At 72.3% G+C, this 23,567-nt stretch carries 22 protein-coding genes and 1 riboswitch; of the genes, 12 read left to right on the top strand and 10 right to left on the bottom strand.

Annotated elements, in window-relative coordinates; translation table 11 throughout:
• From ABZV94_RS04745 to ABZV94_RS04735, 3 genes are all read right to left on the bottom strand, one after another.
• On the bottom strand, positions 1 to 743 hold a 743-nt coding region (locus tag ABZV94_RS04745), incomplete at its 3' end, for an NADH-quinone oxidoreductase subunit C (protein WP_356337139.1).
• Complete coding sequence (locus ABZV94_RS04740) at positions 740 to 1,351, bottom strand: NADH-quinone oxidoreductase subunit B family protein (protein ID WP_356337138.1); 612 nt, start codon at positions 1,349 to 1,351, stop codon at positions 740 to 742. The genes ABZV94_RS04740 and ABZV94_RS04745, both read right to left, overlap by 4 nt.
• The gene (locus tag ABZV94_RS04735) at positions 1,342 to 1,761 is read right to left on the bottom strand and encodes an NADH-quinone oxidoreductase subunit A (protein ID WP_356337136.1); all 420 of its coding nucleotides are present in this window, start codon (positions 1,759 to 1,761) and stop codon (positions 1,342 to 1,344) included. Before ABZV94_RS04735 ends, ABZV94_RS04740 begins: the two co-directional genes overlap by 10 nt.
• 208 nt (positions 1,762 to 1,969) lie before the next feature.
• Here ABZV94_RS04735 and ABZV94_RS04730 point away from each other — a divergent pair, with 208 nt between their 5' ends.
• The 5 genes from ABZV94_RS04730 (at position 1,970) to ABZV94_RS04710 (ending at position 9,151) form a co-directional block, all read left to right on the top strand.
• Positions 1,970 to 3,196 (top strand): sensor domain-containing protein, encoded by a 1,227-nt coding sequence (locus ABZV94_RS04730; protein WP_356337134.1) that lies wholly within the window; start codon positions 1,970 to 1,972, stop codon positions 3,194 to 3,196.
• Between the two features lie 274 nt (positions 3,197 to 3,470).
• On the top strand, positions 3,471 to 4,796 hold the full coding sequence (locus ABZV94_RS04725) for a sensor domain-containing protein (protein ID WP_356337150.1): 1,326 nt from the start codon (positions 3,471 to 3,473) through the stop codon (positions 4,794 to 4,796).
• A gap of 360 nt (positions 4,797 to 5,156) precedes the next feature.
• Positions 5,157 to 5,828, top strand: coding sequence for a response regulator transcription factor (locus ABZV94_RS04720; protein ID WP_356337132.1), 672 nt, complete (start codon positions 5,157 to 5,159; stop codon positions 5,826 to 5,828).
• A gap of 340 nt (positions 5,829 to 6,168) precedes the next feature.
• Entirely contained in the window at positions 6,169 to 8,097 is a 1,929-nt protein-coding gene (locus ABZV94_RS04715) for a 2-oxoacid:acceptor oxidoreductase subunit alpha (RefSeq protein WP_356337130.1), read from the top strand.
• Positions 8,090 to 9,151, top strand: coding sequence for a 2-oxoacid:ferredoxin oxidoreductase subunit beta (locus ABZV94_RS04710; protein WP_356337127.1), 1,062 nt, complete (start codon positions 8,090 to 8,092; stop codon positions 9,149 to 9,151). Before ABZV94_RS04715 ends, ABZV94_RS04710 begins: the two co-directional genes overlap by 8 nt.
• Positions 9,152 to 9,164: 13 nt before the next feature.
• Here ABZV94_RS04710 and ABZV94_RS04705 read toward each other — a convergent pair whose 3' ends face one another.
• Positions 9,165 to 9,611 (bottom strand): helix-turn-helix domain-containing protein, encoded by a 447-nt coding sequence (locus ABZV94_RS04705; protein WP_356337126.1) that lies wholly within the window; start codon positions 9,609 to 9,611, stop codon positions 9,165 to 9,167.
• Between the two features lie 91 nt (positions 9,612 to 9,702).
• Here ABZV94_RS04705 and ABZV94_RS04700 point away from each other — a divergent pair, with 91 nt between their 5' ends.
• The 3 genes from ABZV94_RS04700 to ABZV94_RS04690 all read left to right on the top strand — a co-directional run bounded on the left by ABZV94_RS04700 (position 9,703) and on the right by ABZV94_RS04690 (position 12,248).
• Positions 9,703 to 10,557 (top strand): SDR family oxidoreductase, encoded by an 855-nt coding sequence (locus tag ABZV94_RS04700; RefSeq protein ID WP_356337123.1) that lies wholly within the window; start codon positions 9,703 to 9,705, stop codon positions 10,555 to 10,557.
• A gap of 121 nt (positions 10,558 to 10,678) precedes the next feature.
• A complete protein-coding gene (gene rarD / locus ABZV94_RS04695) occupies positions 10,679 to 11,707 on the top strand; it encodes an EamA family transporter RarD (protein ID WP_356337120.1) in 1,029 nt (342 codons plus the stop codon).
• 73 nt (positions 11,708 to 11,780) lie between these two features.
• A complete protein-coding gene (locus ABZV94_RS04690) occupies positions 11,781 to 12,248 on the top strand; it encodes a VOC family protein (RefSeq protein ID WP_356337118.1) in 468 nt (155 codons plus the stop codon).
• Between the two features lie 36 nt (positions 12,249 to 12,284).
• Here the strand turns inward: ABZV94_RS04690 and ABZV94_RS04685 are convergent, their stop codons facing one another.
• The gene (locus tag ABZV94_RS04685) at positions 12,285 to 13,274 is read right to left on the bottom strand and encodes a hypothetical protein (protein ID WP_356337116.1); all 990 of its coding nucleotides are present in this window, start codon (positions 13,272 to 13,274) and stop codon (positions 12,285 to 12,287) included.
• A gap of 194 nt (positions 13,275 to 13,468) precedes the next feature.
• On the opposite strand from ABZV94_RS04685, the gene ABZV94_RS04680 reads away from it, so the two are divergent.
• Entirely contained in the window at positions 13,469 to 14,071 is a 603-nt protein-coding gene (locus tag ABZV94_RS04680; RefSeq protein ID WP_356337114.1) for an NAD(P)H-dependent oxidoreductase, read from the top strand.
• Between the two features lie 7 nt (positions 14,072 to 14,078).
• On the opposite strand, the gene ABZV94_RS04675 is transcribed toward ABZV94_RS04680, so the two are convergent.
• The 4 genes from ABZV94_RS04675 to ABZV94_RS04660 form a co-directional block, all read right to left on the bottom strand.
• Positions 14,079 to 14,963, bottom strand: a complete 885-nt coding sequence (locus tag ABZV94_RS04675) for an ABC transporter permease (RefSeq protein WP_356337112.1) — start codon at positions 14,961 to 14,963, stop codon at positions 14,079 to 14,081.
• The gene (locus ABZV94_RS04670) at positions 14,950 to 15,924 is read right to left on the bottom strand and encodes an ABC transporter ATP-binding protein (RefSeq protein WP_356337109.1); all 975 of its coding nucleotides are present in this window, start codon (positions 15,922 to 15,924) and stop codon (positions 14,950 to 14,952) included. The genes ABZV94_RS04675 and ABZV94_RS04670 overlap by 14 nt, the downstream gene beginning before the upstream one ends.
• Before the next feature lie 96 nt (positions 15,925 to 16,020).
• A complete protein-coding gene (locus ABZV94_RS04665) occupies positions 16,021 to 17,232 on the bottom strand; it encodes a DUF2092 domain-containing protein (RefSeq protein ID WP_356337107.1) in 1,212 nt (403 codons plus the stop codon).
• Between the two features lie 358 nt (positions 17,233 to 17,590).
• Entirely contained in the window at positions 17,591 to 18,601 is a 1,011-nt protein-coding gene (locus ABZV94_RS04660; protein WP_356337104.1) for a polyprenyl synthetase family protein, read from the bottom strand.
• 543 nt (positions 18,602 to 19,144) lie between these two features.
• A riboswitch (cyclic di-AMP (ydaO/yuaA leader) is annotated at positions 19,145 to 19,326 on the top strand.
• Between the two features lie 5 nt (positions 19,327 to 19,331).
• Between ABZV94_RS04660 and ABZV94_RS04655 the strand changes: the two genes are divergently transcribed.
• On the top strand, positions 19,332 to 19,820 hold the full coding sequence (locus ABZV94_RS04655) for a transglycosylase SLT domain-containing protein (protein WP_356337102.1): 489 nt from the start codon (positions 19,332 to 19,334) through the stop codon (positions 19,818 to 19,820).
• 112 nt (positions 19,821 to 19,932) lie between these two features.
• On the opposite strand, the gene ABZV94_RS04650 is transcribed toward ABZV94_RS04655, so the two are convergent.
• On the bottom strand, positions 19,933 to 20,745 hold the full coding sequence (locus ABZV94_RS04650) for an HAD family hydrolase (protein WP_356337099.1): 813 nt from the start codon (positions 20,743 to 20,745) through the stop codon (positions 19,933 to 19,935).
• Between the two features lie 348 nt (positions 20,746 to 21,093).
• Here ABZV94_RS04650 and fahA point away from each other — a divergent pair, with 348 nt between their 5' ends.
• Together fahA and ABZV94_RS04640 are read left to right on the top strand one after the other, a co-directional pair.
• Positions 21,094 to 22,311: a fumarylacetoacetase gene (gene fahA / locus ABZV94_RS04645; protein WP_356337097.1), complete on the top strand. Its 1,218-nt coding sequence runs from the start codon at positions 21,094 to 21,096 to the stop codon at positions 22,309 to 22,311.
• 298 nt (positions 22,312 to 22,609) lie between these two features.
• Positions 22,610 to 23,548, top strand: coding sequence for a M56 family metallopeptidase (locus ABZV94_RS04640; protein ID WP_356337095.1), 939 nt, complete (start codon positions 22,610 to 22,612; stop codon positions 23,546 to 23,548).
• Positions 23,549 to 23,567: the final 19 nt, after the last annotated feature.

The raw sequence follows: 23,567 nt of genomic DNA, 5'->3' as shown, positions 1-23,567 counted from the left end.
CTGCGCATCCGGCGCGGCCTGCCAGGAGCACCGGCACCGGCGTCCCCGGCCCCGCCCGTGGCAGCGGCCTGGCCGGCCGAGCCCTCCGCGGCCGAGCGGGTGCGCCGTACCGGACGTTCGCCCGCCGCGCGGCCCGCCGCCGCCCTGGCCGGGCGGGTCGGAGCGGGTGGGAGCTGGCCCTTCAGGGGGCCCCACTCGTTGGGGTCGGGCACGCCCGGGGGCAGCACCTGGCGGCGCTTCGGGCCGCCGTGCTCGGACTCGCCGGGTTCCTTCGCGCCGGGCCAGGCCTTGGCGACGCGGGCGGCGAGGACGAAGTCCTTGCGCAGGGGGTGGCCCTCGAAGGTCTCGGGGAGCAGGAGGTGGTCCAGGCCCGGGTGGCCATCGAAGACGACGCCGAACATCTCGTGGGTCTCGCGCTCGTGCCAGGCGGCGCCCGCGTAGACGCCGACGGCGGAGGGCAGGGCCGGGGCGTCGTGCGGCACGGTGGTGCGCACCAGGAGCCGGCGGACCGGGTGCAGGGCGACGACGTGCGCGCAGACCCGGAAGCCGGTGCCCGGCTCGTCGACCGCGCTCAGCCAGTCGAAGTAGGTGCAGGACAGGGTCGTACGGGCGGTCTCCAGGGCGGTGAGCCAGGCGGACGGCGGTACGTCCACGGTGAGGACGTCGTAGGACTCCTCAGCGGTGGCCTGCGTACCGAAGAGTTCCTCCGCGGGGGCGGGCAGCCAGCCGGCGGCCGTGCTCATCGCGGGCCCCCTTCACCGGCCGGCGCCGGCGGCGGCACCAGGCCGCTCTGGAGGGCGGCGGCGGACGGCCGGACGGGCCCGTTGCCGTACCGCTCCCCCAGCGACTCGCGGGCGATCTTCTCCTGGAGCTTGAGGATGCCCTGGAGCAGCGCCTCGGGGCGCGGCGGGCAGCCGGGGACGTAGACGTCGACGGGAATGATCTGGTCGACGCCCTTCGTCACCGAGTACGAGTCCCAGTAGGGGCCGCCGCAGTTGGAGCAGGCGCCGAAGGAGATGACGTACTTGGGTTCCGGCATCTGCTCGTACAGGCGCTTGACCGCCGGGGCCATCTTGTCCGTCACCGTGCCCGACACCACCATCAGGTCGGCCTGGCGGGGGCCCGGCGCGAAGGGGATCACGCCCAGGCGGATGAAGTCGTGGCGGGCCATCGACGCGGCGATGAACTCGATCGCGCAGCAGGCAAGGCCGAAGTTGAACACCCAGAGCGAGTAGCGGCGGCCCCAGTTCAGGACGACCTTCATCGGCTCGGGGGCGAGGCGGGCGAGCGCGCCCAGCCTCTTCGGCTCCGGCAGGTACACGGTCTCGGGGGCCGAGGGGTTCACGTCCATGCCAGGACGCCCTTCTTGTATGCGTACAGCAGGCCGACGGCGAGGAAGCCGAGGAAGATGAACATCTCCACGAGGGTCGTCGCGCCGTAGCCGGGGGCGGCGAAGACCGTCGCCCAGGGGAACAGGAAGATCGAGTCGACCGCGAAGACCACGTACAGGAAGGCGTACACGTAGTAGCGGACCTGGGTGTGGGCCCAGCCCTCGCCGACGGGGTCGACGCCGCACTCGTAGGTCAGGAGTTTCTCCGGTGTCGGCACGACCGGGCGCAGCAGGCGGCCGGCACCGAAGGCGACCGCGACGAAGAGCACGCCGATGAGGGCGAGCAGTCCGACCACCGAATAGGACCGGAAGTAGCCGGCCGCGACGACGTTCACCGCGGCGTACGACGAGTCCCCCAGCGTCTCCCGCACCGTTCGTCCCTCGCTCCCTGACCTCGTGACCCGTCCGCAGACCTCGTGACCTGTACGCACGGGAGTCTAGGCCCTGATAAAGAACCGGTAAGCAGCCCGTCGGGCCGTGGGACAGCCGGTACCCGGGATCGGGTGGGGTTTTCCCCCGGCGGCGGAGGGCGGCGTACCGCATGGCGTGGACGGGGCCGCGCACGGCAGGCTGATCAGCATGACCGCTCCCAGCCCCGCCGCCGACCGGACCGACGGCACCGACGAACGTGACGGCCGCACCGGAAACGGCGGACACGACGGCCTGCACCGGCTGCCACCGCCCCGGCCGGCCTATGACGCACACACGTGGAAGGAGATCGCGTATCTCCTGCTGAACCTGCCGGTGGCGCTGTTCGGCTTCACGTACGCGGTCACCGTGCTGGTGGCCGGCGGCACCCTCACGCTCACCGTGATCGGTCTTCCGCTGCTCGCGCTGTCCCTGCTGGGCGCCCGGCAGCTGGGCAAGCTGGAACGGGCCCGCGCCCGGAAACTGCTCGCGGTACGGGTGGAGGAGCCGTCGCCGCTGCCGCTCGGCAAGGGCGGCGGCCCGGTGCAGCGGCTGTGGATGGCGTTGAAGGACCCGGTGGGCTGGCGGACGCTGCTGTACGACGCCATCCGGCTGCCCTGGGGCATCCTCACCTTCTGCACGGTGCTGACCTCGTTGTTCGTCCTGTGGCCGGTGCTGCCGTACCTCGCGCGGGGCATGGCGAACCTGGACCGGGCGATGGTGCGCGGGCTGCTGTCGCCCTCGGACGAGCTGGAGCGCCGGATCGCCGAGCTGGAGTCCGACCGCGGGATCGTGGTGGACGCGGCGGCGGCGGATCTGCGCCGCATCGAACGGGACCTGCACGACGGTGCCCAGGCGCGGCTGGTCAATTTGGCGATGGGACTGGGCCTCGCCAAGGAGAAGCTGCTGGAGGACCCCGACGCGGCGGCGGAGATGGTGGCGGAGGCGCACGGCGAGGTGAAGCTGGCCCTCCAGGAGCTGCGCGACCTGGCCCGGGGCATCCACCCGGCCGTGCTCACCGACCGCGGCCTCGACGCGGCCCTGTCGGCGGTCGCCTCCCGCTGCACGGTGCCGGTGACGGTGACGGTGGACCTGCCGGCCCGGCCGGCGGCGGCCATCGAGGGCATCGCCTACTTCACCGTCTCCGAACTGCTCCAGAACATCAGCAAGCACAGCGGGGCCCGCTCCGCCTCCGTCGACGTCTGGCGCTCGGAGGACCGGCTGCTCATCCAGGTCCGGGACGACGGCCGGGGCGGCGCCCGGCTGGACGGGGGCAGCGGGATGCGGGGCCTGGCTGACCGGCTGGGCGCGGTGGACGGCCTGTTCGACCTGGACTCCCCGGCGGGCGGTCCGACGGTGGTCACGGCGGAACTGCCCTGGCGGAACCGACAGGAGTAAGCCCCCGCCGGCAGCCGGCCACCGCGCCGCCACGCGCGCGTGGGACTCGGAAGAGCCTCACGCGCGCGTGGCGGCTTTTTTGAGCCGCACACCGACAGCTTTCCGAGCCGCACACCGACAGCGCATTTACGGACGCACGGCCCCGGGGAGCGCGGGGTGGGGAAAACCCCCCGCTCAAGACGCCGACGGACTCCATGTCCCTGCAACGCCCCGCGGACGACCCTGGATGTACGGCTGGAACCGCCGCCGGAACGAGGAGAACGGGACGACACCGATGGTCACGGACTACGGACAGGGGTACGCCACCCGCAGCGAGCCGCGGCACCGGCTCCCCGCCGGGCTGCGGGCGCCCTTCGAGGCGCGCAGCTGGCGCGAGTTCGGCTACGTGCTGCTGAGCCTGCCGGTGGCGACCGTCCTGTTCTCCTGGACGGTGACGATGGTCGCGCTCGGCGCGGGACTGCTGGTGACCTTCCTCGGCATCCCGGTGCTGGCGGCGGCGCTCGCCGGCTGCCGGGGCTTCGGCGTGCTGGAGCGGGCGCGGGCGCGCGGCCTGCTGGGCCTGGAGGTGTCCGACCCGGAGCCGCTGCGGCCGCGCAAGCCGGGCGCGGCGGCCTGGATGGGCGCGGTGCTCAAGAGCGGTGCCTCCTGGCGGCACGTGCTGTACGCGCTGGTGCAGTTCCCGTGGGCGGTGTTCTCGTTCTCGGTGGCGGTGACCTTCTGGTCCTGTGGCTGGGGGCTGCTGACCTATCCGGTGTGGTTCTGGGTGTTCCCGGCGTACGCCGGCGAGGGCGGGATCCAGCTGTACGGCGACGCCCATCACAGCGTCTACCTCGACAACCCCTTCGAGATCACCGTGACGGCGCTGGTCGGGCTGGTGTTCACGCTGGCCACGCCCTGGCTCGTACGGGCCCTGACGACCGTGGACGGGCTGCTCGTGCGGGGGCTGCTCGGGCCGTCGCCGCTGTCGGCGCGGGTGGTGGAGCTGGAGTCGGACCGGGGGGTCGTGGTCGACACGGCCGCCGCCGATCTGCGCCGCATCGAGCGGGACCTGCACGACGGGGCGCAGGCCCGGCTGGTGAACCTGGCGATGGACCTGGGGCTGGCGAAGGAGAAGCTGCGGGAGGACCCGCGGACGGCGGCGCGGATGGTGGAGGAGGCGCACGGCGAGGTGAAGACGGCCCTCCAGGAGCTGCGCGACCTGGCCCGGGGCATCCACCCGGCCGTGCTCACCGACCGGGGCCTGGACGCGGCCCTGTCGGCGGTCGCCTCCCGCTGCACGGTGCCGGTGAGGGTCGAGGTCGACCTGCCGGCCCGGCCCGCGCCCGCCATCGAGGGCATCGCCTACTTCACCGTCTCCGAGCTGCTCCAGAACATCAGCAAGCACAGCGGGGCCCGCTCCGCCTCCGTCGACGTCTGGCGCTCGGAGGACCGGCTGATGCTCCAGGTCACCGACGACGGCGTGGGCGGCGCCGACCCCTCCCAGGGTTCCGGGCTGGCCGGTCTCGCCGCCCGCCTGGGCGCGGTGGACGGCATCCTCATGGTGGACTCCCCGGCGGGCGGCCCCACCCGGGTGATCGCGGAACTGCCCTGGCGCGGCTGACCGCCCGAACGGCTCAGAGCGGAGCGCGGGACGGCATGCGCCAAGGCGCGTAGGCGACGGCGCGCCTGCGCCCGAGCGCTCACGCGACCTCACGCCTGTGCCTGAACGGCTGAGCAGTGGCGCGCCTGTCGCCTGAACGGCAGCGCAGCAAGCGCCTGAGTCCGTGAGCGGCGGCACCGCGCGGCGCGAGTGGATGCGTCCGCGCCCCCGAGGCGCGCCCCGGCCGCGCCCCCGGTATTCCGCCGGTATTCCCCCGCGTCCGGCGGCGGACCGGGGGGATTGCTGGAATGCTGGACCCCCGGAAGGACGCCCCGGGCGGACGGCGTCACGGGGGATCGGGCTTGGGGGGCCGGAAGAATCGTGGAGGACAGGGTGCGGGTGGTCATCGCCGAGGATTCAGTGCTGCTGCGGGAGGGCCTGACCCGGCTGCTGACCGACCGCGGTCACGACGTCGTGGCGGGCGTCGGCGACGCGGACGCGCTGGTGAAGACCATCTCGGAACTCGACGAGCGCGGTGAGCTGCCCGACGTGGTGGTCGCGGACGTACGGATGCCGCCGACGCACACCGACGAGGGCGTCCGGGCGGCCGTACTGCTGCGCCGGCTCCACCCGGGTCTCGGGGTGCTGGTGCTGTCGCAGTACGTCGAGGAGCGCTACGCCACCGAACTGCTGGCCGGTTCCAGCCGGGGCGTCGGTTACCTGCTCAAGGACCGGGTGGCGGACGTCAGGGAGTTCGTGGACGCGGTCGTGCGGGTCGCCGAGGGCGGTACGGCGCTGGACCCGGAGGTGGTGGCGCAGCTCCTCGGCCGCAGCCGCAAGCAGGACGTGCTGGCAGGGCTGACGCCCCGGGAGCGCGAGGTGCTGGGGCTGATGGCGGAGGGGCGGACGAACTCGGCGATCGCCCGGCAGCTGGTGGTCAGCGACGGTGCCGTGGAGAAGCACGTCAGCAACATCTTCCTGAAGCTCGGTCTGGCCCCGAGCGAGGGGGACCACCGGCGGGTTCTGGCCGTTCTCACCTACCTGAACTCCTAGTCGGCCGGTCCGGTGCCAGCCCCCCGTCAGCGCCGCGTCAGCCGCTCCCGCTTCGGTGGAGGGCGGGTACCCGGGAGGAAGGCCGGAGCGGCCCGCGAGGGGCGGCCGGAGGTCCGGACGGGAGCCGGAGGAGAGAACCTGCACACGCGCGGGGAGCGCCTTGACCGGTGCTTGGGCGATGCGGGACATGATGTGCACACAGCGCGACAGGCCGTCTCGAAATGTCGTCCAATCCATGGACGGCCTCGGGAAGGCGACCCTAACCGACGTAGGGTTGATCCTGGGATGGTCCGTGGGACGACCAGGCCCCGGACAGCCGCCTCGAAGGAGGTCCAGTTCAGTGACCAGCCAGGTCAGCAGCCCAGCGGAGCAGACCGACGGAACCGTCGTGGGAGAGCAGCGCAAACCGGGCGGCGTGAAGGACGTGCGGCGCTTGGACCGGGTGATCATCCGGTTCGCGGGGGACTCGGGTGACGGCATGCAGCTCACCGGGGACCGTTTCACCTCGGAGACCGCTTCCTTCGGCAACGACCTCTCCACCCTCCCGAACTTCCCCGCCGAGATCCGCGCCCCCGCCGGCACCCTGCCGGGTGTCTCGTCCTTCCAGCTCCACTTCGCCGACCACGACATCCTCACCCCGGGCGACGCGCCGAACGTCCTGGTGGCGATGAACCCGGCCGCTCTGAAGGCCAACATCGGCGACCTCCCGCGCGGGGCCGAGATCATCGTCAACACCGACGAGTTCACCAAGCGCGCCCTGCAGAAGGTCGGGTACGCGAGCGACCCCCTCCAGGACGGCTCGCTCGACGGCTACAGCCTCCATCCGGTGCCGCTGACCACGCTCACGGTGGAGGCGCTGAAGGAGTTCGACCTCTCCCGCAAGGAGGCCGAGCGCAGCAAGAACATGTTCGCGCTGGGCCTGCTGAGCTGGATGTACCACCGGCCCACCGAGGGCACCGAGAAGTTCCTGAAGTCGAAGTTCGCGAAGAAGCCGGACATCGCGGAGGCCAACATCGCGGCGTTCCGCGCGGGCTGGAACTTCGGCGAGACGACCGAGGACTTCGCGGTCTCCTACGAGGTCGCGCCGGCCACCAAGGCCTTCCCGGTCGGCACCTACCGGAACATCTCGGGCAACCTCGCCCTGGCCTACGGCCTGATCACCGCCTCCCGCCAGGCGGATCTGCCGCTGTTCCTGGGGTCGTACCCGATCACGCCGGCCTCGGACATCCTGCACGAGCTGAGCAAGCACAAGAACTTCGGCGTGCGCACCTTCCAGGCCGAGGACGAGATCGCGGGCATCGGCGCGGCGCTGGGCGCGGCGTTCGGCGGCTCGCTGGCGGTGACCACGACGAGCGGCCCGGGTGTCGCCCTGAAGAGCGAGACGATCGGTCTCGCGGTCTCGCTGGAGCTGCCCCTGCTGGTGGTGGACATCCAGCGCGGCGGCCCGTCGACGGGTCTGCCGACCAAGACCGAGCAGGCCGACCTGCTCCAGGCGATGTACGGCCGCAACGGCGAGGCGCCGGTGCCGGTGGTCGCGCCGAAGACCCCGGCCGACTGCTTCGACGCCGCCCTGGAGGCGGCCCGGATCGCGCTGACGTACCGGACGCCGGTGATGCTGCTGTCGGACGGCTACCTGGCCAACGGCTCCGAGCCGTGGCGCATCCCCGACCTGGACGAGCTGCCCGATCTGCGGGTGCAGTTCGCCGCCGGCCCGAACCACACGCTGAAGGACGGCACCGAGGTCTTCTGGCCGTACAAGCGGGACCCGCAGACCCTGGCCCGGCCGTGGGCGATCCCGGGCACCCCGGGTCTGGAGCACCGCATCGGGGGCATCGAGAAGCAGGACGGCACGGGCAACATCTCCTACGACCCGGCCAACCACGACTTCATGGTCCGCACCCGGCAGGCCAAGGTGGACGGCATCGACGTCCCCGACGTGGAGGTCGACGACCCGCACGGCGCGCAGACACTGGTCCTCGGCTGGGGCTCGACCTTCGGCCCGATCACGGCGGCGGTACGGCGGCTGCGCGCGGCCGGCGAGTCGATCGCCCAGGCCCACCTGCGCCACCTCAACCCCTTCCCGCGCAATCTCGGCACGGTGCTGAAGGGCTACGACAAGGTCGTCGTCCCCGAGATGAACCTCGGTCAGCTCGCCACCCTCGTGCGGGCGAAGTACCTGGTCGACGCCCGCTCCTACAACCAGGTCAACGGCATGCCGTTCAAGGCGGAACAGCTCGCCGCGGCGCTGAAGGAGGCCATCGATGACTGACGCCACCAACGGGCTGCTCCAGCTGGTCCCCAAGGCCGAGGCCAAGCAGTCGATGAAGGACTTCAAGTCGGACCAGGAGGTGCGCTGGTGCCCGGGCTGCGGTGACTACGCGATCCTCGCGGCCGTCCAGGGCTTCATGCCGGAGCTGGGCCTCGCGCGGGAGAACATCGTCTTCGTCTCCGGCATCGGCTGCTCCTCCCGCTTCCCGTACTACATGAACACCTACGGGATGCACTCCATCCACGGCCGCGCCCCGGCGATCGCGACGGGCCTGGCCTCCTCCCGCCGGGACCTGAGCGTGTGGGTGGTCACCGGTGACGGCGACGCGCTGTCCATCGGCGGCAACCACCTGATCCACGCCCTGCGCCGCAACGTCAACCTGAAGATCCTGCTGTTCAACAACCGGATCTACGGCCTGACGAAGGGCCAGTACTCGCCGACCTCCGAGGTCGGCAAGATCACCAAGTCGACGCCGATGGGCTCGCTGGACGCGCCGTTCAACCCGGTGTCGCTGGCGATCGGCGCGGAGGCGTCCTTCGTGGCGCGCACGATCGACTCCGACCGCAAGCACCTGACCGAGGTGCTGCGCGCCGCCGCCGACCACCCGGGCACGGCGCTGATCGAGATCTACCAGAACTGCAACATCTTCAACGACGGCGCGTTCGACGCCCTGAAGGACAAGCAGCGGGCCGAGGAGGCGCTGATCCGGCTGGAGCACGGGCAGCCGATCCGCTTCGGCGCGGACGGCGCCAGAGGGGTCGTGCGCGACCGGCAGACCGGCGATCTGAAGGTGGTGACCGTGACCCCGGAGAACGAGGCGGACGTCCTGGTGCACGACGCCCACGCCGATTCGCCGACCACGGCGTTCGCGCTGTCCCGGCTGGCCGACCCGGACACCCTGCACCACACCCCGATCGGAGTGTTCCGCTCCGTCGAACGGCCGGTCTACGACACGGCGATGGCCGAGCAGCTCGACACCGCGATCGAGCAGCACGGCAAGGGTGACCTGGCCGCGCTGCTGGCGGGTGGGGACACCTGGACGGTCGTCGGCTGATCCGTCCGTCGGCTCAGGAGGCCCGGGGCTGGTTTCCCCGGGCCTCTTCGTATGCGCGGCGGCTGTCGTCGTAGGCCCGGCGGCTCTCGTCGTAGGCCCGGCGGGCCTCCTCCACCGCGTCCATGCGGGCGTGCGTCCACCGGGCGAGGGCCCGGACCTGCTCCGCCGCCTCGCGGCCGAGGTCGGTGAGCGAGTAGTCGACGCGGGGCGGGATGACCGGCTTGGCGTCCCGGTGGACCAGGCCGTCGCGCTCCAGGGTCTGGAGGGTCTGGGTGAGCATCTTCTCGCTGACGCCCCGGCCGCCGAGGCCGCTGATCGCACGGCGCAGCTCGCTGAACCGGTACGGCCGCTCCAGCAGTTCGATCAGGACGAGGACGCCCCAGCGGCTGGTGACGTGTTCCAGGACCAGGCGGTGCGGGCACATCGCCTCGGCATCCACCGCGTTCTTGCTTACCGACATACCAGTACCTTACCTCAAAGTGGGTACTTTCGCTGGGTTAGTGCAGCTCCTAGGGTGAGTGACATACCCACTGGAGAAGGAGTCACCCACCATGAGCATCGTCGTCACCGGAGCCACCGGACACCTCGGCCGGCACGTCGTGGAGCAGCTGCTGGAGAGGGTCCCGGCCGATCAGATCACCGCCGTCGTGCGGGACGAGGCGAAGGCCGCCGGCCTCGCCGCCCGCGGAGTGAAGCTGGCCGTCGCCGACTACAACGCGCCCGAGACCTTCGACGGCCTGTTCGCCGCCGGTGACAAGGTCCTGCTGATCTCCGGCAACGAGTTCGACAAGGGCCGGGTCGGACAGCACACGGTCGTCATCGAGGCGGCCAAGGCGGCCGGCGTGGCACTGCTCGCCTACACCAGCGCCCCCGGCACTCTGACGGCCGCCCTGGCCGACGACCACCGGGCGACCGAGCAGGTGCTGCTCGCCTCCGGCCTGCCCTACAGCCTGCTGCGCAACGGCTGGTACCACGAGAACTACACCGAGAACCTGGCGCCGGTGCTGGAGCACGGCGCGGTGGTGGCCGCCGCCGGCGACGGCCGGCTCTCCTCGGCCGCCCGCGCCGACTACGCCGCCGCCGCGGTCGCGGTGTTGACCGGTGAGGGCCACGAGAACACGACGTACGAGCTGGGCGGCGACGAGGCGTGGAGCTTCGCCGAGTACGCGGCCGAGCTGAGCCGGCAGACCGGCCGGGAGATCGCCTACAACCCGGTCTCGGTGGAGGTGCTCACCGGCATCCTGACCGGCGCCGGGGTGCCCGCGCCGGTGGCCGGGATCCTGGCCGGCGTGGACGCCTCGATCGAGAAGGGCGAGCTGGTCGTCTCTTCCGGTGACCTGTCCCGGCTGATCGGCCGCCCGACCACGCCGCTCGCGGAGGCCGTCACCACCGCACTCAAGGGCTGATCCGGGCGGACCGCCCCGGTTGTCATGACCGTATGGCGATACGAGCATGACAGCCGGGGACGCCCGGCGTTACCTTCGTTCTCGTGCGTCCACGCCGGACGCGGAGCGAGAAGGAGGGGACGTGGCCGGGACATCCGAGGGTGAGCACCGCACAGGCCTGCTGAACGGCTTCGCCGCCTACGGGATGTGGGGGCTGGTGCCCCTGTTCTGGCCGCTGCTCAAGCCGGCCGGCGCCATGGAGATCCTGGCCCACCGCATGGTGTGGTCCCTGGTGTTCGTCGCCGCCGCGCTGCTCTTCGTACGCCGCTGGGCCTGGGCCGGAGAGCTGCTGCGCCAGCCCCGGCGGCTCGGCCTCGTCGCCGTGGCGGCCGGCGTCATCACCGTGAACTGGGGCGTCTACATCTGGGCGGTGAACGCCGGCCACGTCGTCGAGGCCTCGCTCGGCTACTTCATCAACCCGCTGGTCACCATCGCGATGGGCGTGCTGCTCCTCAAGGAGCGGCTGCGGCCCGTGCAGTGGGCGGCGGTCGGCATAGGCCTGGCGGCCGTGGTCGTGCTGACCGTCGGCTACGGCCGCCCGCCGTGGATCTCCCTCTGCCTCGCCTTCTCCTTCGCCACCTACGGGCTGGTGAAGAAGAAGGTGGACCTCGGCGGTGTCGAGTCGCTGGCCGCCGAGACCGCCATCCAGTTCCTGCCGGCGCTCGGCTATCTGCTGTGGCTGACCGCGCACGGTGGGGCCAGCTTCGTGAACGAGGGCGCCGGACACGCGGCCCTGCTCGCCTCCACCGGCCTCGTCACCGCTCTCCCGCTGGTCTGCTTCGGCGCCGCGGCGATCCGCGTGCCCCTGTCCACGCTGGGCCTGCTCCAGTACCTGGCCCCGATCTTCCAGTTCCTGCTCGGCATCCTCTACTTCCACGAGGCCATGCCGGCCGAGCGGTGGGCCGGGTTCGCGCTCGTCTGGCTGGCGCTGATCCTGCTCACGGGCGACGCGCTGCGGTGGGCGAGGCGCCCGGTGCGGATCGCGGTGCCGACGGCCCGCACGGCCGAGACGTCGGCACCGGCATCGGCACCGACATCGGCATCGGCATCGGCATCGGCATCGGCATCGACGCCGGCTTCCGCGTCGGCGTCGACTCCGGCGGACGCCTGACCCGGCGGGGCACGGCAGCGCGAGCGGGCGGAGTTCCCCCCTCCGCCGGCGCGTCCGGCTATAAGTGGGAGCCATGACCACTCAGGCGCCCGCCCCGCTGCACTGGAAGCTCGTCATCGACGCCGCCGACCCGCACGCCCAGGCCGACTTCTGGGCCGCCGCGCTGCACTACACCCCCGAGGACAACAGCGCCCTCGTCGAACGGCTGCTGTCCGTCGGCGCGCTGTCCGGGGAGGCCACCGTCGAGTACCACGGGCGGGCCGCGTTCCGTGATCTGATCGCCGTACGGCACCCCGACGACCCGTACGACCCCGAGACCGGCACCGGGCTCGGGCGGCGGCTGCTGTTCCAGCGGGTACCGGAGCCGAAGACCGTGAAGAACCGGCTCCACCTCGATCTAGACGCCGGCCCGGAGCGGCGCGCGGAGGAGGTCTCCCGCCTTCAGGCGCTGGGCGCCCGGGTGGTGCGCGAGGTGAAGGAGCCCGCGGGCCAGTGGGTGCTGATGGCGGACCCGGAGGACAACGAGTTCTGCGTGCAGTGACCCGGGGCCCTTGCACTCCGCGCGGGACGGGGCCGGTCAGGCCCGCGCCGCCGCCTCGGCCGCGCGGTCGGTCAGGCGGACCATGCGGGCGCGGGCGGACTCCAGCGGGCCCGGGTCGTCCGCGGCGGGTCCCGGCTCGGCGGTGAGGTCCGTCCACAGGTCGATCAGGTCGCGGCCGAGCCGCAGACCCTCCTCCGGGTCGCGGACCGCGCGCCAGGCGGTGGCCGCGCTCCTGACGTTGTCGTAGGCGGCCTCCCCGTCCCGCGCCTGGCGGCGCAGCCGGGCGACGTCCAGGGACAGCCGGAAGGCGCGGACCGGGTCACCGGCCAGGTAGGCGATGTAGGCGGACAGTTCGCGCAGGTGCAGCACCTCGGCGTGGTGCGGGCCGAACACGGCGGAGGCCTCGGCGAGCGTCCGGTCGGTCAGTTCCGCCGCCGTGTCGATACGGCCCGCGCGCACGGCCTCGTTGATCCGGCTCATCGGCTCGGTGAGCAGCCGCGCACCCTCGGCGGTCTCGGTCAGCGGCCCGTCCCCGAGCACCTCCTCGGCGACGGCGTCGAAGCCACGGGCCGGGGTGGGGGTGGGCGCGGAGGGCTCCGGCGGTACGGCGGCGAGGGGGCTGGGGGCGGCGGGGCCCTGGCTGTCCGTGGCGGGCCCGTCGGTCACCGGCGCCGGTCCGGACTGCCCGGTCGGGGCCTGCGCGGTGCCCGGCGTGCCGGCCGCCGGCCGCGGGGTCAGCCGGACCGGCTCCCCCGTCACCCGGCTGGAGCCGTCCGCGGAGACCTCCAGGGGGACCACGCAGCCGGCGAGGTCGTCGTGGACCGTGGCGCGTATGGGCGCGCCGACGCTGATGGCCAGGCGCTGAAGGTGGTCGAGCACGGTCTGCTGGATCTCCTCGCCCGGTGCCGCCGCGACCGACACCCCGTCCACCGACGCGTCTCCCGCGCCGAACACCCGGACGGACACCGCCGCCGCGGGTCCCACGGGCTGCCGCGCCCGCTTCTTCTCGAAGCTGACTCCAGCCATCGGTGTCCCTCACTCCCCCGGCGTCGCAGTCCGGTCGTACGCGTCCTGCCCACCAGTGTGTCCGCTCCCACGAGGTTTCCACGTCACCGCGACGTCACAGCCTCGCACCAGCCGCACCCTGGCCAAAATTAATTGCTTATGCATAGAATGCACACGCATTCATTGCGGTACGACATGACGCGTCTGGGGGACCCATGAGCCGCCGCTTCCTCTTCGTCCTGGGCAGCGCCCGCGAGGCGGGCAACACCGAACTGCTGGCCCGGGAGGCCGCCGCGCAGCTGCCCGGCGACACCGAACAGCACTGGATCCGCCTCGCCGACCACCCACTGCCCGACTTCGTCGACCTGCGGCACGACAGCGACCACGTCCGGCCGTCCCCGGACACCCCGGCCGGCCTGCTGCTGGACGCCACGCTGGCGGCGACGGACATCGTGATCACCTCGCCGCTGTACTGGTACTCGGTGTCCAGCCTCACCAAGCGCTACCTGGACTACTGGTCGGCCTGGCTGCGCACCCCGGGCGTCGACTTCAAGGCGACGATGGCCGGCCGCACCCTCTGGGGCATCGCCGCGCTGGCGGACGACGAGCCGTCCGTCGCCGACCCGTACGCCGGCACCCTCAACAACTCTGCCGCCTACCTGCGGATGCGCTTCGGCGGGGTCCTGCTCGGCAACGGCAGCGCGCCCGGCGACGTACGCAGGGACACCGAGGCGCTGGCGCGCGCGAAGACGTTCTTCGCGCAGGACGCGCCCCTCGCGCGCTTCCCGTACGAGGCCGCCGGCGCCCGACTCCGGTGAGCGGACGCTAGGCGTTGATGTCCTTCGCCGTGAACCGCGCCCAGGCCGCCGCGCCGAACACGGCCGCGTACAGCGCCTGGAGACCGAGGTTCCTCACCAGGTCGTCCCAGTAGACGGGGTCGCGCATCAGGTCGGCGAAGGACAGCCAGTAGTGCGAGAACAGGTACGGCTGGAGCGCGTGCAGCTGGGGTATCTGGTCGACGATCTGCACGGTGATGAGCAGGCCGACCGTCGTCGCCATCGCCGCGATGCCGCTGTTGGTGAGCGTCGACACGAACAGGCCGAGGGCCGCCACCCCGACCAGTGACGCGGCGACGACCAGGGCGATCAGCAGAGCGCGGCCGAGTCCCTCGGCGAAGCTGATCCGGGTGCCGGAGATCGTCGTCAGCTCGCCGAGCGGGAAGAGCAGCGCGCCGACGAGCAGTGCCGAAACGGCGACGACCAGCGTGGCCAGCAGACAGAACGCCAGCACGGTCGCGTACTTCGTGAGCAGCAGCCGGGTGCGGCCGGCCGGGGCGACCAGCAGATAGCGCAGGGTACCCGCGCCGGCCTCCCCGGCGATCGCGTCGCCCGCGACGACGCCGACGGCCATCGGCAGGAAGAACGGCAGGGTCGCGGCGAGCGCGGTGAACACCAGGAACAGACCGTTGTTGGTGATCTGCGCGATGAACGCGGGGCCCTCGCCGCCGCCTCCGCCCGCCGGCCCACCGTCCCGCGTCTCGATCCTCACCGCGATCCCGACCAGCACCGGCACCGCGGCCAGCACCCCGAGCAGAGCGAGCGTGCGCCAGCGGCGGACGGTGGTGACCAGCTCGCTGCGCAACAGCCCGAGGGCCCACAGGGGGTTCGGCCGGCGCCCGGCGCCCGCCGGGTGCACATCAGCCCGCGACATCGAAGCCCTCCCCGGTCAGCGCCACGAACGCGTCCTCCAGCGAGGCCCGTTCGACGGTGAGGCCCCGCACCCGCACGCCCGCCGCGACCAGGGCCGCGGTCACCTCGGCGAGATCCCGCGCCGGGGGTTCGCCGGTGACCCGGTCACCGTCGGCCGTCACGTCCCCGACACCCAGCTCCTTCAGCACCCGTGCCGCCTCGGCCGGGTCCGGGGTGGTGACCACCAGCCGGTCGCGCGCCCCGGCGGCCAGGTCGGCCACCGCGCCCTGGGTGACGAGCCGGCCCTGTGCCATGACCGCCGCGTGGGTGCACACCTGCTCGATCTCGTCGAGGAGGTGGGAGGAGAGGAAGACGGTCGTACCGTCGGCCGCCAACTCCCTGACCAGGGTGCGGATCTCGCGCATGCCCTGCGGGTCGAGTCCGTTGGTGGGCTCGTCCAGGACGAGCAGTCTGCGCGGCTGGAGCAGCGCGGCGGCCAGTCCCAGCCGCTGCTTCATGCCGAGCGAGTACGCCTTCGCCTTCTTGCCGGCGGCGGCCGCGAGACCGACCCGGTCCAGTGCCGCGGCGACACGGGCGCGCCGGGTGCGCGGGTCGGCGGTCGGGTCGGCGGCGTCGTAGCGCAGCAGGTTGTCCCGGCCGGAGAGGAAGCCGTACAGGGCGGGGCCCTCGATGAGCGCGCCGACCTGCGGGAGGACCGCACGGGCCGCCCGCGGCATGGGCCGGCCGAGCACCCGGGCGGTGCCCGCGGTCGGCTCGATCAGGCCCATCAGCATGCGGATGGTGGTGGTCTTGCCGGAGCCGTTCGGGCCGAGGAAACCGAAGACGCTGCCCGCCGGGACGGTCAGGTCCAGACCGTCCACGGCGAGCTGTCCGCCGCGGTAGCGCTTGGTGAGGCCGCGCGTGGCGATCACACTCGCCGTCGCGTCGCCCGGGTCCGGCTGCGTGGCGGACGGTTCGTCCATCGGCTCCCCTCGGTTCATCCGGTACGTCTCATCCGGTGCGCCTCACCTGGTGAGTCTCATCCGGTGCGTCTCACCCGGTGCGACCCGCCGGTGAGGTCACTTCCCCGCGTCGGCCGCCTTCACCAGGGCGTCCTTGGTCACCGCGCCGGCGTACACCTTGCCGTCGTCGGTGATCAGGGCGTTGACCAGGCGGGTGGAGAAGACCGTGCCCTTGCCGAACTTCCCGGAGACCGGGTCGCCCAGCGAGCCGAGGAAGCCGCCGAGGTCACCGCCCTGGGAGCCGGTCGGCAGGCCGCCCTTGGCACCGGTGTCGAAGGTGGCGACGGACGTCCAGCCCTTGCCCAGCACGTTCAGCCCGTCCATGCCCTTCAGGCCCCCGGCGAGGTCCTCGCCGTGCTCCGGGGCGTGCTCCCGGGCCCCGGCCGCGTCCTTCTCCTCGGTGACCTTCGCGCCCTTGGGCGGGGTGAAGTCGAACGTGGAGGCGGCCGGCCGGGCGAAGGAGACCTGGGTGAAGCCCGCGTCGAGCACGGCGGCGCCGCCGCTCCTCGGGGTCAGCGTGAACTTGAGCGGCATGCCGGTCTTCGCGTCCACGGCGATGCTGATCGCGCCCACCGTGGTGCCGGACTGCCTGGGCCGGATCAGCAGCTTGTAGGCGTCGCGCCCGGCGACCTGCGCGGTGCCGTCGACGGTGACGGAGGTCGTGTCGTCCACCGACTTCAGGGCCTGGTCGGCGAAGTCCTTGGGCGTGGCCGGCGGCTCCGCCTCGCGGTCCTTGCCGGAGCGGGCCCCGGTGGAGTGGTAGACCTCGTTGCTCTTGCTGTCGTAGCCCCAGACGTCCTTGCCGTCGTGGATCAGGCTGTACTCGGCGCCGCTCTCCAGCAGCGACAGCTTCTGCCGGTCCGGGCCGTCGGCCGCGACGCGCAGGGTGTGCGTGCCGGAGACCAGCTCGGTGAGCTTGGCCTGCGGGTCGGCGGAGGAGCCGTCGCCCGAACCGCCCCGGTCCGCGCCGGACATCAGGCCGTTCTCCAGGCCGCCGAGGTCGGGCAGGCCGAGGTCGGTGCTGATCTTCACCGTGCCGGACAGCTGCTGCACGTCCGACTTGGCGATCTTCTCGATGAGCTGCTGCGCGCTGATCTTCGGCAGGTCGGGGTCACCGGAGTCGGCGAGCGCCGGGACCAGCCCGATCGTGGCCGCCGCCACCCCCACCACCGCGACCGGCACGGCGTACCGGGCGGCCTTGCGCCGGCCGGAGCGCGAGTGCTCGTCCCGCGCGGCGCCCACTGCGTCGTCGGATTCGTACGGTGCCATGTGTGCCTTACCTCCGTCGTCGGCGGCGGCTGTCCTCACGCTGGTCCGCTGGTTCCGCTGGTCCACCCTGAGCCGCCATTCTCACCCGAAACGGTGAGGAGTGGTGATTTCCGTGGTGTCCATCTGACCAAATCGCCCGTGAACAAGCGTCAGACCTCGGAGCCAACTCCGTCTACACCTGCGGTATGACACCCGGGGGTGGTTTCTCCCCCGACCCGTAGGGGTCGCCCCGGCCCGAAGGGGTCGTCCTGGCCCGTAGGGGTCGCCCCGACGCGTAGGGGTCGCCCCGACGCGTAGAGGTCCGCCTGACCCCAAGGGGCCGTCTCGGGCACCGGCGCCCGTACGGGTGACGACCGGGTCAGCCGGCGCGGTGCACGACCGCGTCGCACAGCTCCAGCAGCGCCGCCTTGGCGTCGCACTCGCGCAGCGGGGCGAGCGCGGACCGCGCCTCCTCCGCGTACCGGACGGTGTCCCGGCGGGCCTGCTCCAGCGCGGGGTGCGCGCGCAGCGCGGCCAGCGCCTCGGCGTGCCGGGCGTCGTCGCTGAGGTCGGAGTCCAGCAGCTCGCACAGCGCGACGTCCTCGGCCAGCCCCAGCCGGGCGGCCCGCTCGCGCAGCCGGAGCACCGGCAGGGTCGGGATGCCCTCGCGCAGGTCGGTGCCCGGGGTCTTGCCGGACTCGTGGGAGTCGGAGGCGATGTCCAGGACGTCGTCCGCGAGCTGGAAGGCGACCCCGAGCCGCTCCCCGTACTGGGTGAGCACGTCGACGATCCTCTCGTCGGCGCCGGACATCATCGCGCCGAACCGGCAGGACACCGCCACCAGGGAGCCCGTCTTGCCGGCGAGCACGTCCAGATAGTGCTCGACCGGGTCTCGGCCGTCCGAGGGACCCGCGGTCTCCAGGATCTGGCCGGTGACGAGGCGTTCGAACGCGAGGGCCTGCACCCGGACCGCCTCGGGTCCGAGGTCGGCGAGGATCTGGGAGGCGCGGGCGAAGAGGAAGTCGCCGGTGAGGACGGCGACGGAGTTGCCCCAGCGGGTGTTCGCGCTGTCCACACCACGCCGTACGGCCGCCTCGTCCATGACGTCGTCGTGGTACAGCGTGGCAAGGTGGGTCAGCTCCACGACCACGGCCGACGGCACCACGCCCGGCGCGTAGGGGTCGCCGAACTGGGCGGCGAGCATCACGAGGAGGGGCCGGAACCGCTTCCCGCCCGCCCGCACGAGGTGCTGCGCGGCCTCCGTGATGAACGGGACCTCGCTCTTGGTGGCTTCGAGCAAGCCTTCCTCGACAGCCGCCAATCCGGCCTGGACATCGGCTTCCAGAGCCTGGTCCCGCACGCTCAGCCCGAACGGCCCGACGACGGTCACGAGGGGTCTCCTGTCTGCTGGTGTCTGCTGGCGATTACACGGTTTGTCGATAGGTCGCTGCCATCACTCAAGTCAGCGTATCCGGTCCTCTTTCGATCACCGATAGCGCCCACCGGTCCAGCCCGGGCGATACCGGATCATGACCGGCATGGTTTTGATCACACGGTGTGAACGGATATTTATCCATATAAGAGTAATCCGGACACTGTGCCCTCACCTCCGCAACGACGCGCCCCGCACGCCAGGTTTCACCATCTCCCCGACTTCCGGTGCGAATCCCCCTAATCCCCCTTGTCCGATTTAAAACCGTTTGCTATTTCGTGAATTGGGTCACGCGACCAGCCGACCCACTCCCTCCCCCAGGCCCCCCTGAGCCCTTGCGTCATCGGCGAGTTGAGGATTGGCAACCGCAAAGGATCAAGCACCTCATACACCGTCGATCAAGGTCAAATCGCACGTTGTATGAATCCGGCCCTTGTTCCCGACATGTGCTCTCGCATACGTTCCGGGCCGTCGGGCGGACGCCGAATCCTGCCGCCGCCCGCATACCCATCGACGAACTCATTCGCACGGCAGGAGCGGGGGACCCAGGTAAGCCGCCGGTCCGGAACGGCACACGCCGCGCCGGGACGGCTAGGGGTGAAGCCATGCCTCCGTCAGGGGCACGGCCGGGCACCTCCCCGCCCGAACCCGACAGCTCACCTCGCAGGCGCCGGAGAGGAACGCCCCCATGTCTGCTGTCGCTCAGCCCCGCCGTACCCGGAACAGCCGCCTCGTCCGTGTGCTCACCGCCGCCGGCACCGGCGCCGCCGTCCTCGCCCTGCCGCTCATCGGCGCGACCAGCGCCTCCGCGGCCCCGAGCACCGTCACCACGGCCGCCACCACCCCCGCCGGCTACCCCAACAACCTCGACGGCTGGATCCGCGAGTCGCTCGCGATCATGGCCGAGAAGCACATCCCGGGCACCTACAACGGCATCTACCGCAACATCATCCGCGAGTCCTCGGGCAACCCGAAAGCCATCAACCTGTGGGACTCCAACGCCGCCAAGGGCATCCCGTCCAAGGGCCTGCTCCAGGTCATCGACCCGACGTTCAACGCCTACCACGTGGCCGGCACATCCTTCGACATCTACGACCCGGTCGCCAACATCACCGCCGCCTGCAACTACGCGGCCGCCCGCTACGGGTCCATCGACAACGTGTTCGGCGCGTACTGACCCGCACCGGCGGCCTGACCGGGCGCCCCGGAGATTCCGGCCCGTCGCCCTCCTGGCGTTCCGGTCAGCCGCGCCCCTGGCGTTCCGGTCAGTCGCGCTACTGATATTCCGGTCAGTCGGTCGGGAAAAGTCTTTCGAGGACGACGGCGATGCCGTCGTCCTCGTTCGACAGGGTGATCTCGTCGGCCACCGCCTTGAGTTCGGGATGCGCGTTGGCCATGGCGACACCGCGCCCGGCCCAGTCGAACATCGGGATGTCGTTGGGCATGTCACCGAAGGCGAGGGCCTCGTCGGCCACGATCCCGAGCCGCTCGGCGGCCAGCGCCAGCCCGGTCGCCTTCGTCACCCCGCACGGCTGGAGCTCCACCGTGCCCGGCCCCGACATCGTGACCGTCGCCAGCGAACCCACCGCCGCGCGCGCCACGGCCGCCAACTCGTCGTCGGACAGGGTGGCGTGCCGCAGCAGCACCTTGCTGATGGGCGCGCACCACAGATCGTCCCGCCGGCCGACCCGCACCGCCGGCAGCGTCGGGTGGGGCATCCGGTAGCCGGGCTCGATGAGCGTGAGCCCGTCCACACCGTCCTGGTCGACCGCCGCGTAGACCTGTCCCACCTCCGCCTCGATCTTGCCGAGCGCGGTCTCGGCCAGCTCCCGGTCCAGCCGGACCGACCACAGCAGACGGTCGGACCCGGCGTCGTACACCTGCGCCCCCTGTCCGCACACCGCGAGTCCCACGCAGCCGAGGTCCGCGAGCAGCGGCCGTACCCGCGGGGCCGGGCGGCCCGTCACCACCAGATGCCGGGCGCCGGCCCGCGCCACCCGCGCGAGCGCGGCGAGGGACCGGTCCGAGACGGTGTCGTCGCCGCGCAGCAGCGTCCCGTCCAGGTCCGTGGCGATCAGTGCGAATGCCGGGGTGGGTGCCATGATCAGAGAATACGGACAGGACACCCCGCCGACTCACCCGTCATGGCCCGCACTTACGTGCCGCTTCGTCCCAACCCCGCGCCGTGGACCGCGCGATGGGCGACATCAGGGCCGTGGGTCGGGGCCACGTGTGCGACCAGGCCCGGCGGAGCCGGTTCCGCACCGCAGGGGCAGGGCGTCACCGGCTGTACGACGACGCGGCACGCGAACTCTTCTGGCACGGCGCGAGCAGCCGTGCGCGCACCTGGTGAGGCACTGCCCAAGACACGCAGCTCCGCCGTAACGTGTGGCCCGACCACATGGAACGCACTGCCATGCATGGCCCGGATGAGAGTGAGGCAGCACCCCATGCCCCCCTTCGACGTCCCCGAGGGCGACCCCTTCGGCCCGCACAACCTCCCCTACGGCGTGTTCTCGCCCCCCGGCAGCACGGAGCGGAGGGTCGGCGTCCGGCTCGGGAACCACGTCCTCGACGCGGGCGCCGCAGCCGCCGCGCTCGGCTCGCCCCACCAGCCGCTGCTCGCCCGGCCCACCCTCAACCCGCTGCTGGCCGCAGGCCGCTCCACCTGGTCGGACGTACGGCGCGCCGTCACGTCCTGGGTCACCGACCCGGCACACCGCGCGACCGTCGAGCCGCTGTTCCACCCCCTGTCCGAGGTGACCCTGCACCTGCCCTTCGAGGTCGCGGACTACGTCGACTTCTACGCCTCGGAGAACCACGCCCGGAACGTCGGCCGGATCTTCCGCCCCGACGCCGAGGACTCCCTCACCCCCAACTGGAAGCACCTGCCGATCGGTTACCACGGCCGCTCCGGCACCGTGGTCGTCTCCGGCACGGACGTCGTACGGCCCTCCGGGCAGCGCAAGGGTCCGACCGACCCCGCGCCCGTCTTCGGCCCCTCGATCCGGCTGGACATCGAGGCCGAGGTCGGCTTCGTCGTGGGCGTGCCGTCGCGGCTGGGCACCCCGGTCGCGCTCGGTGACTTCCGGGAGCACGTCTTCGGGCTGTGCCTGCTGAACGACTGGTCCGCACGCGACATCCAGGCCTGGGAGTACGTCCCCCTCGGCCCGTTCCTCGGCAAGTCCTTCGCCACCTCGGTGTCGGCGTGGATCACCCCGCTGGAGGCGCTGGAGCACGCGCGCGTGGCGCCTCCCGAGCGCACCCATCCGCTGCTGCCCTACCTGGACGACTCGGCGCCCGGCACCGAGCCCGGCGGGTACGACCTCCGCATCTCGGTCGCGATCAACGGCCATGTGGTCTCCGAACCGCCCTTCTCCACCATGTACTGGACCGCCGCCCAGCAGCTCGCCCACATGACCGTGAACGGCGCGTCCCTGCGCACGGGCGACCTGTACGGCTCCGGCACGGTGAGCGGCCCCGCCGAAGGCCAGCGCGGCTCCCTGCTGGAACTGACGTGGAACGGCCGTGACCCCCTCGACCTCCCGGACGGCAAGCGGACGTTCCTGGAGGACGGGGACGTGGTCACCCTGTCGGCGTGGGCACCGGGCGCGGACGGGCGCCGGGTGGGGCTCGGGGAGGTCAGCGGGCGGGTGGTGTCGGGCTGACGCCACGGGGGTTGCCGGACGGCGCGCCCTCCGGGGGTTGCGCCGGCCGGGCGGCTCGTGTGGCGGGCCGGGCTGGCCGGGCGGCCGGGCACGAAGGAAGGGCCGGGGGCCTGGGCCGGGCACGGCGGGGCCGCGGGTCCGGGCCGGGCACGGCGGATCGGTATCGGCACCTGACTCCGACCGCCCGTCTTCGTCATACTGACGGGGACACGCACCACGCGCGAGCCGCCGTCGCGTGACGCGTGCCCGGCACCACCGTCACCCGCACACCTCTCCGACCAGGAACCGGAGCCCCGGCATGACTGTCTGCCTGCTCCTGCTGAGCGTCGTCGCCTTGACGGCCGCCGTACCGGCGCCGCGCGCGCTGACCCGTGCCGCCTGGCCCGAGCGGGAACCCGTGGTCGCCCTGTGGGTGTGGCAGTGCCTGGTCGCGACCGTCCTGCTGTGCTGCCTGACCGCGCTGGTCCTGGGCGCGGCGGCCGTCTTCCACACCGTCCGCGACCGCGTGTTCGCACCGGCACCGCCCGCCGTCACGGCCGCGTACGACCTGTCCACGGCACCGGTGTGGGCCGCCGCGCTCACCGTGCTGCTGGCCTGCGGGGCCGCCTGGACGACGGCGATGCTGGCCCGCGAACTCGTCGAGGCCCGCCGCAGCCGGGGCCAGGCCCGGGCGCACCTGCGGGAGCGCGCCCCCGAGCTGCCGGCCGGGCTGCCGGCGGCGCGCGGGCCGATGCTGGTGCTGGAGGACGAGTACCCGGACGCCTGGTGGATGCCGGGGCACCCGCCGCAACTGGTCGTCACCACGGGGGCGTTGCACCGCCTGACCGACCTCCAGCTGGACGCCGTCCTCACCCACGAGCGCGGGCACGCCCGCGCCCACCACGACTGGCTGCTGCATCTGTCCACGGCCCTCGCCACGGGCTTCCCGCGCGTGCCGCTCTTCGCCCACTTCTGCGACCAGACGCACCGCCTGGTCGAGCTGGCCGCCGACGACACGGCCTCCCGGCGCTGCGGGCACCTCACCACGGCACTCGCCCTGATCGAGCTGAACCAGCACCGGGGCGTCCTGTCCTGCGACTCCAGCCGCCGTCTCCTGGGCGAGCGGGTGGACCGCCTGCTGCAGCCGCCGCCTCGGCTGCTGCGCCGGCACCGGGCGCTGACGACGACGGTGGCCGCGCTGGTGCCACTGCTCCCGCTGCTGATCACCTTCGCGCCTGGTTTGACGGCACTGTCCTGACCGGGCCCACCGGGTGGCA

This window comes from Streptomyces sp. NPDC004658 (assembly GCF_040609555.1).
Classification (GTDB): Bacteria; Actinomycetota; Actinomycetes; order Streptomycetales; family Streptomycetaceae; genus Streptomyces.
The sequence above is the reverse complement of the archived record's forward strand: the minus strand, read 5'-3'. Positions and strand labels throughout refer to the sequence as shown.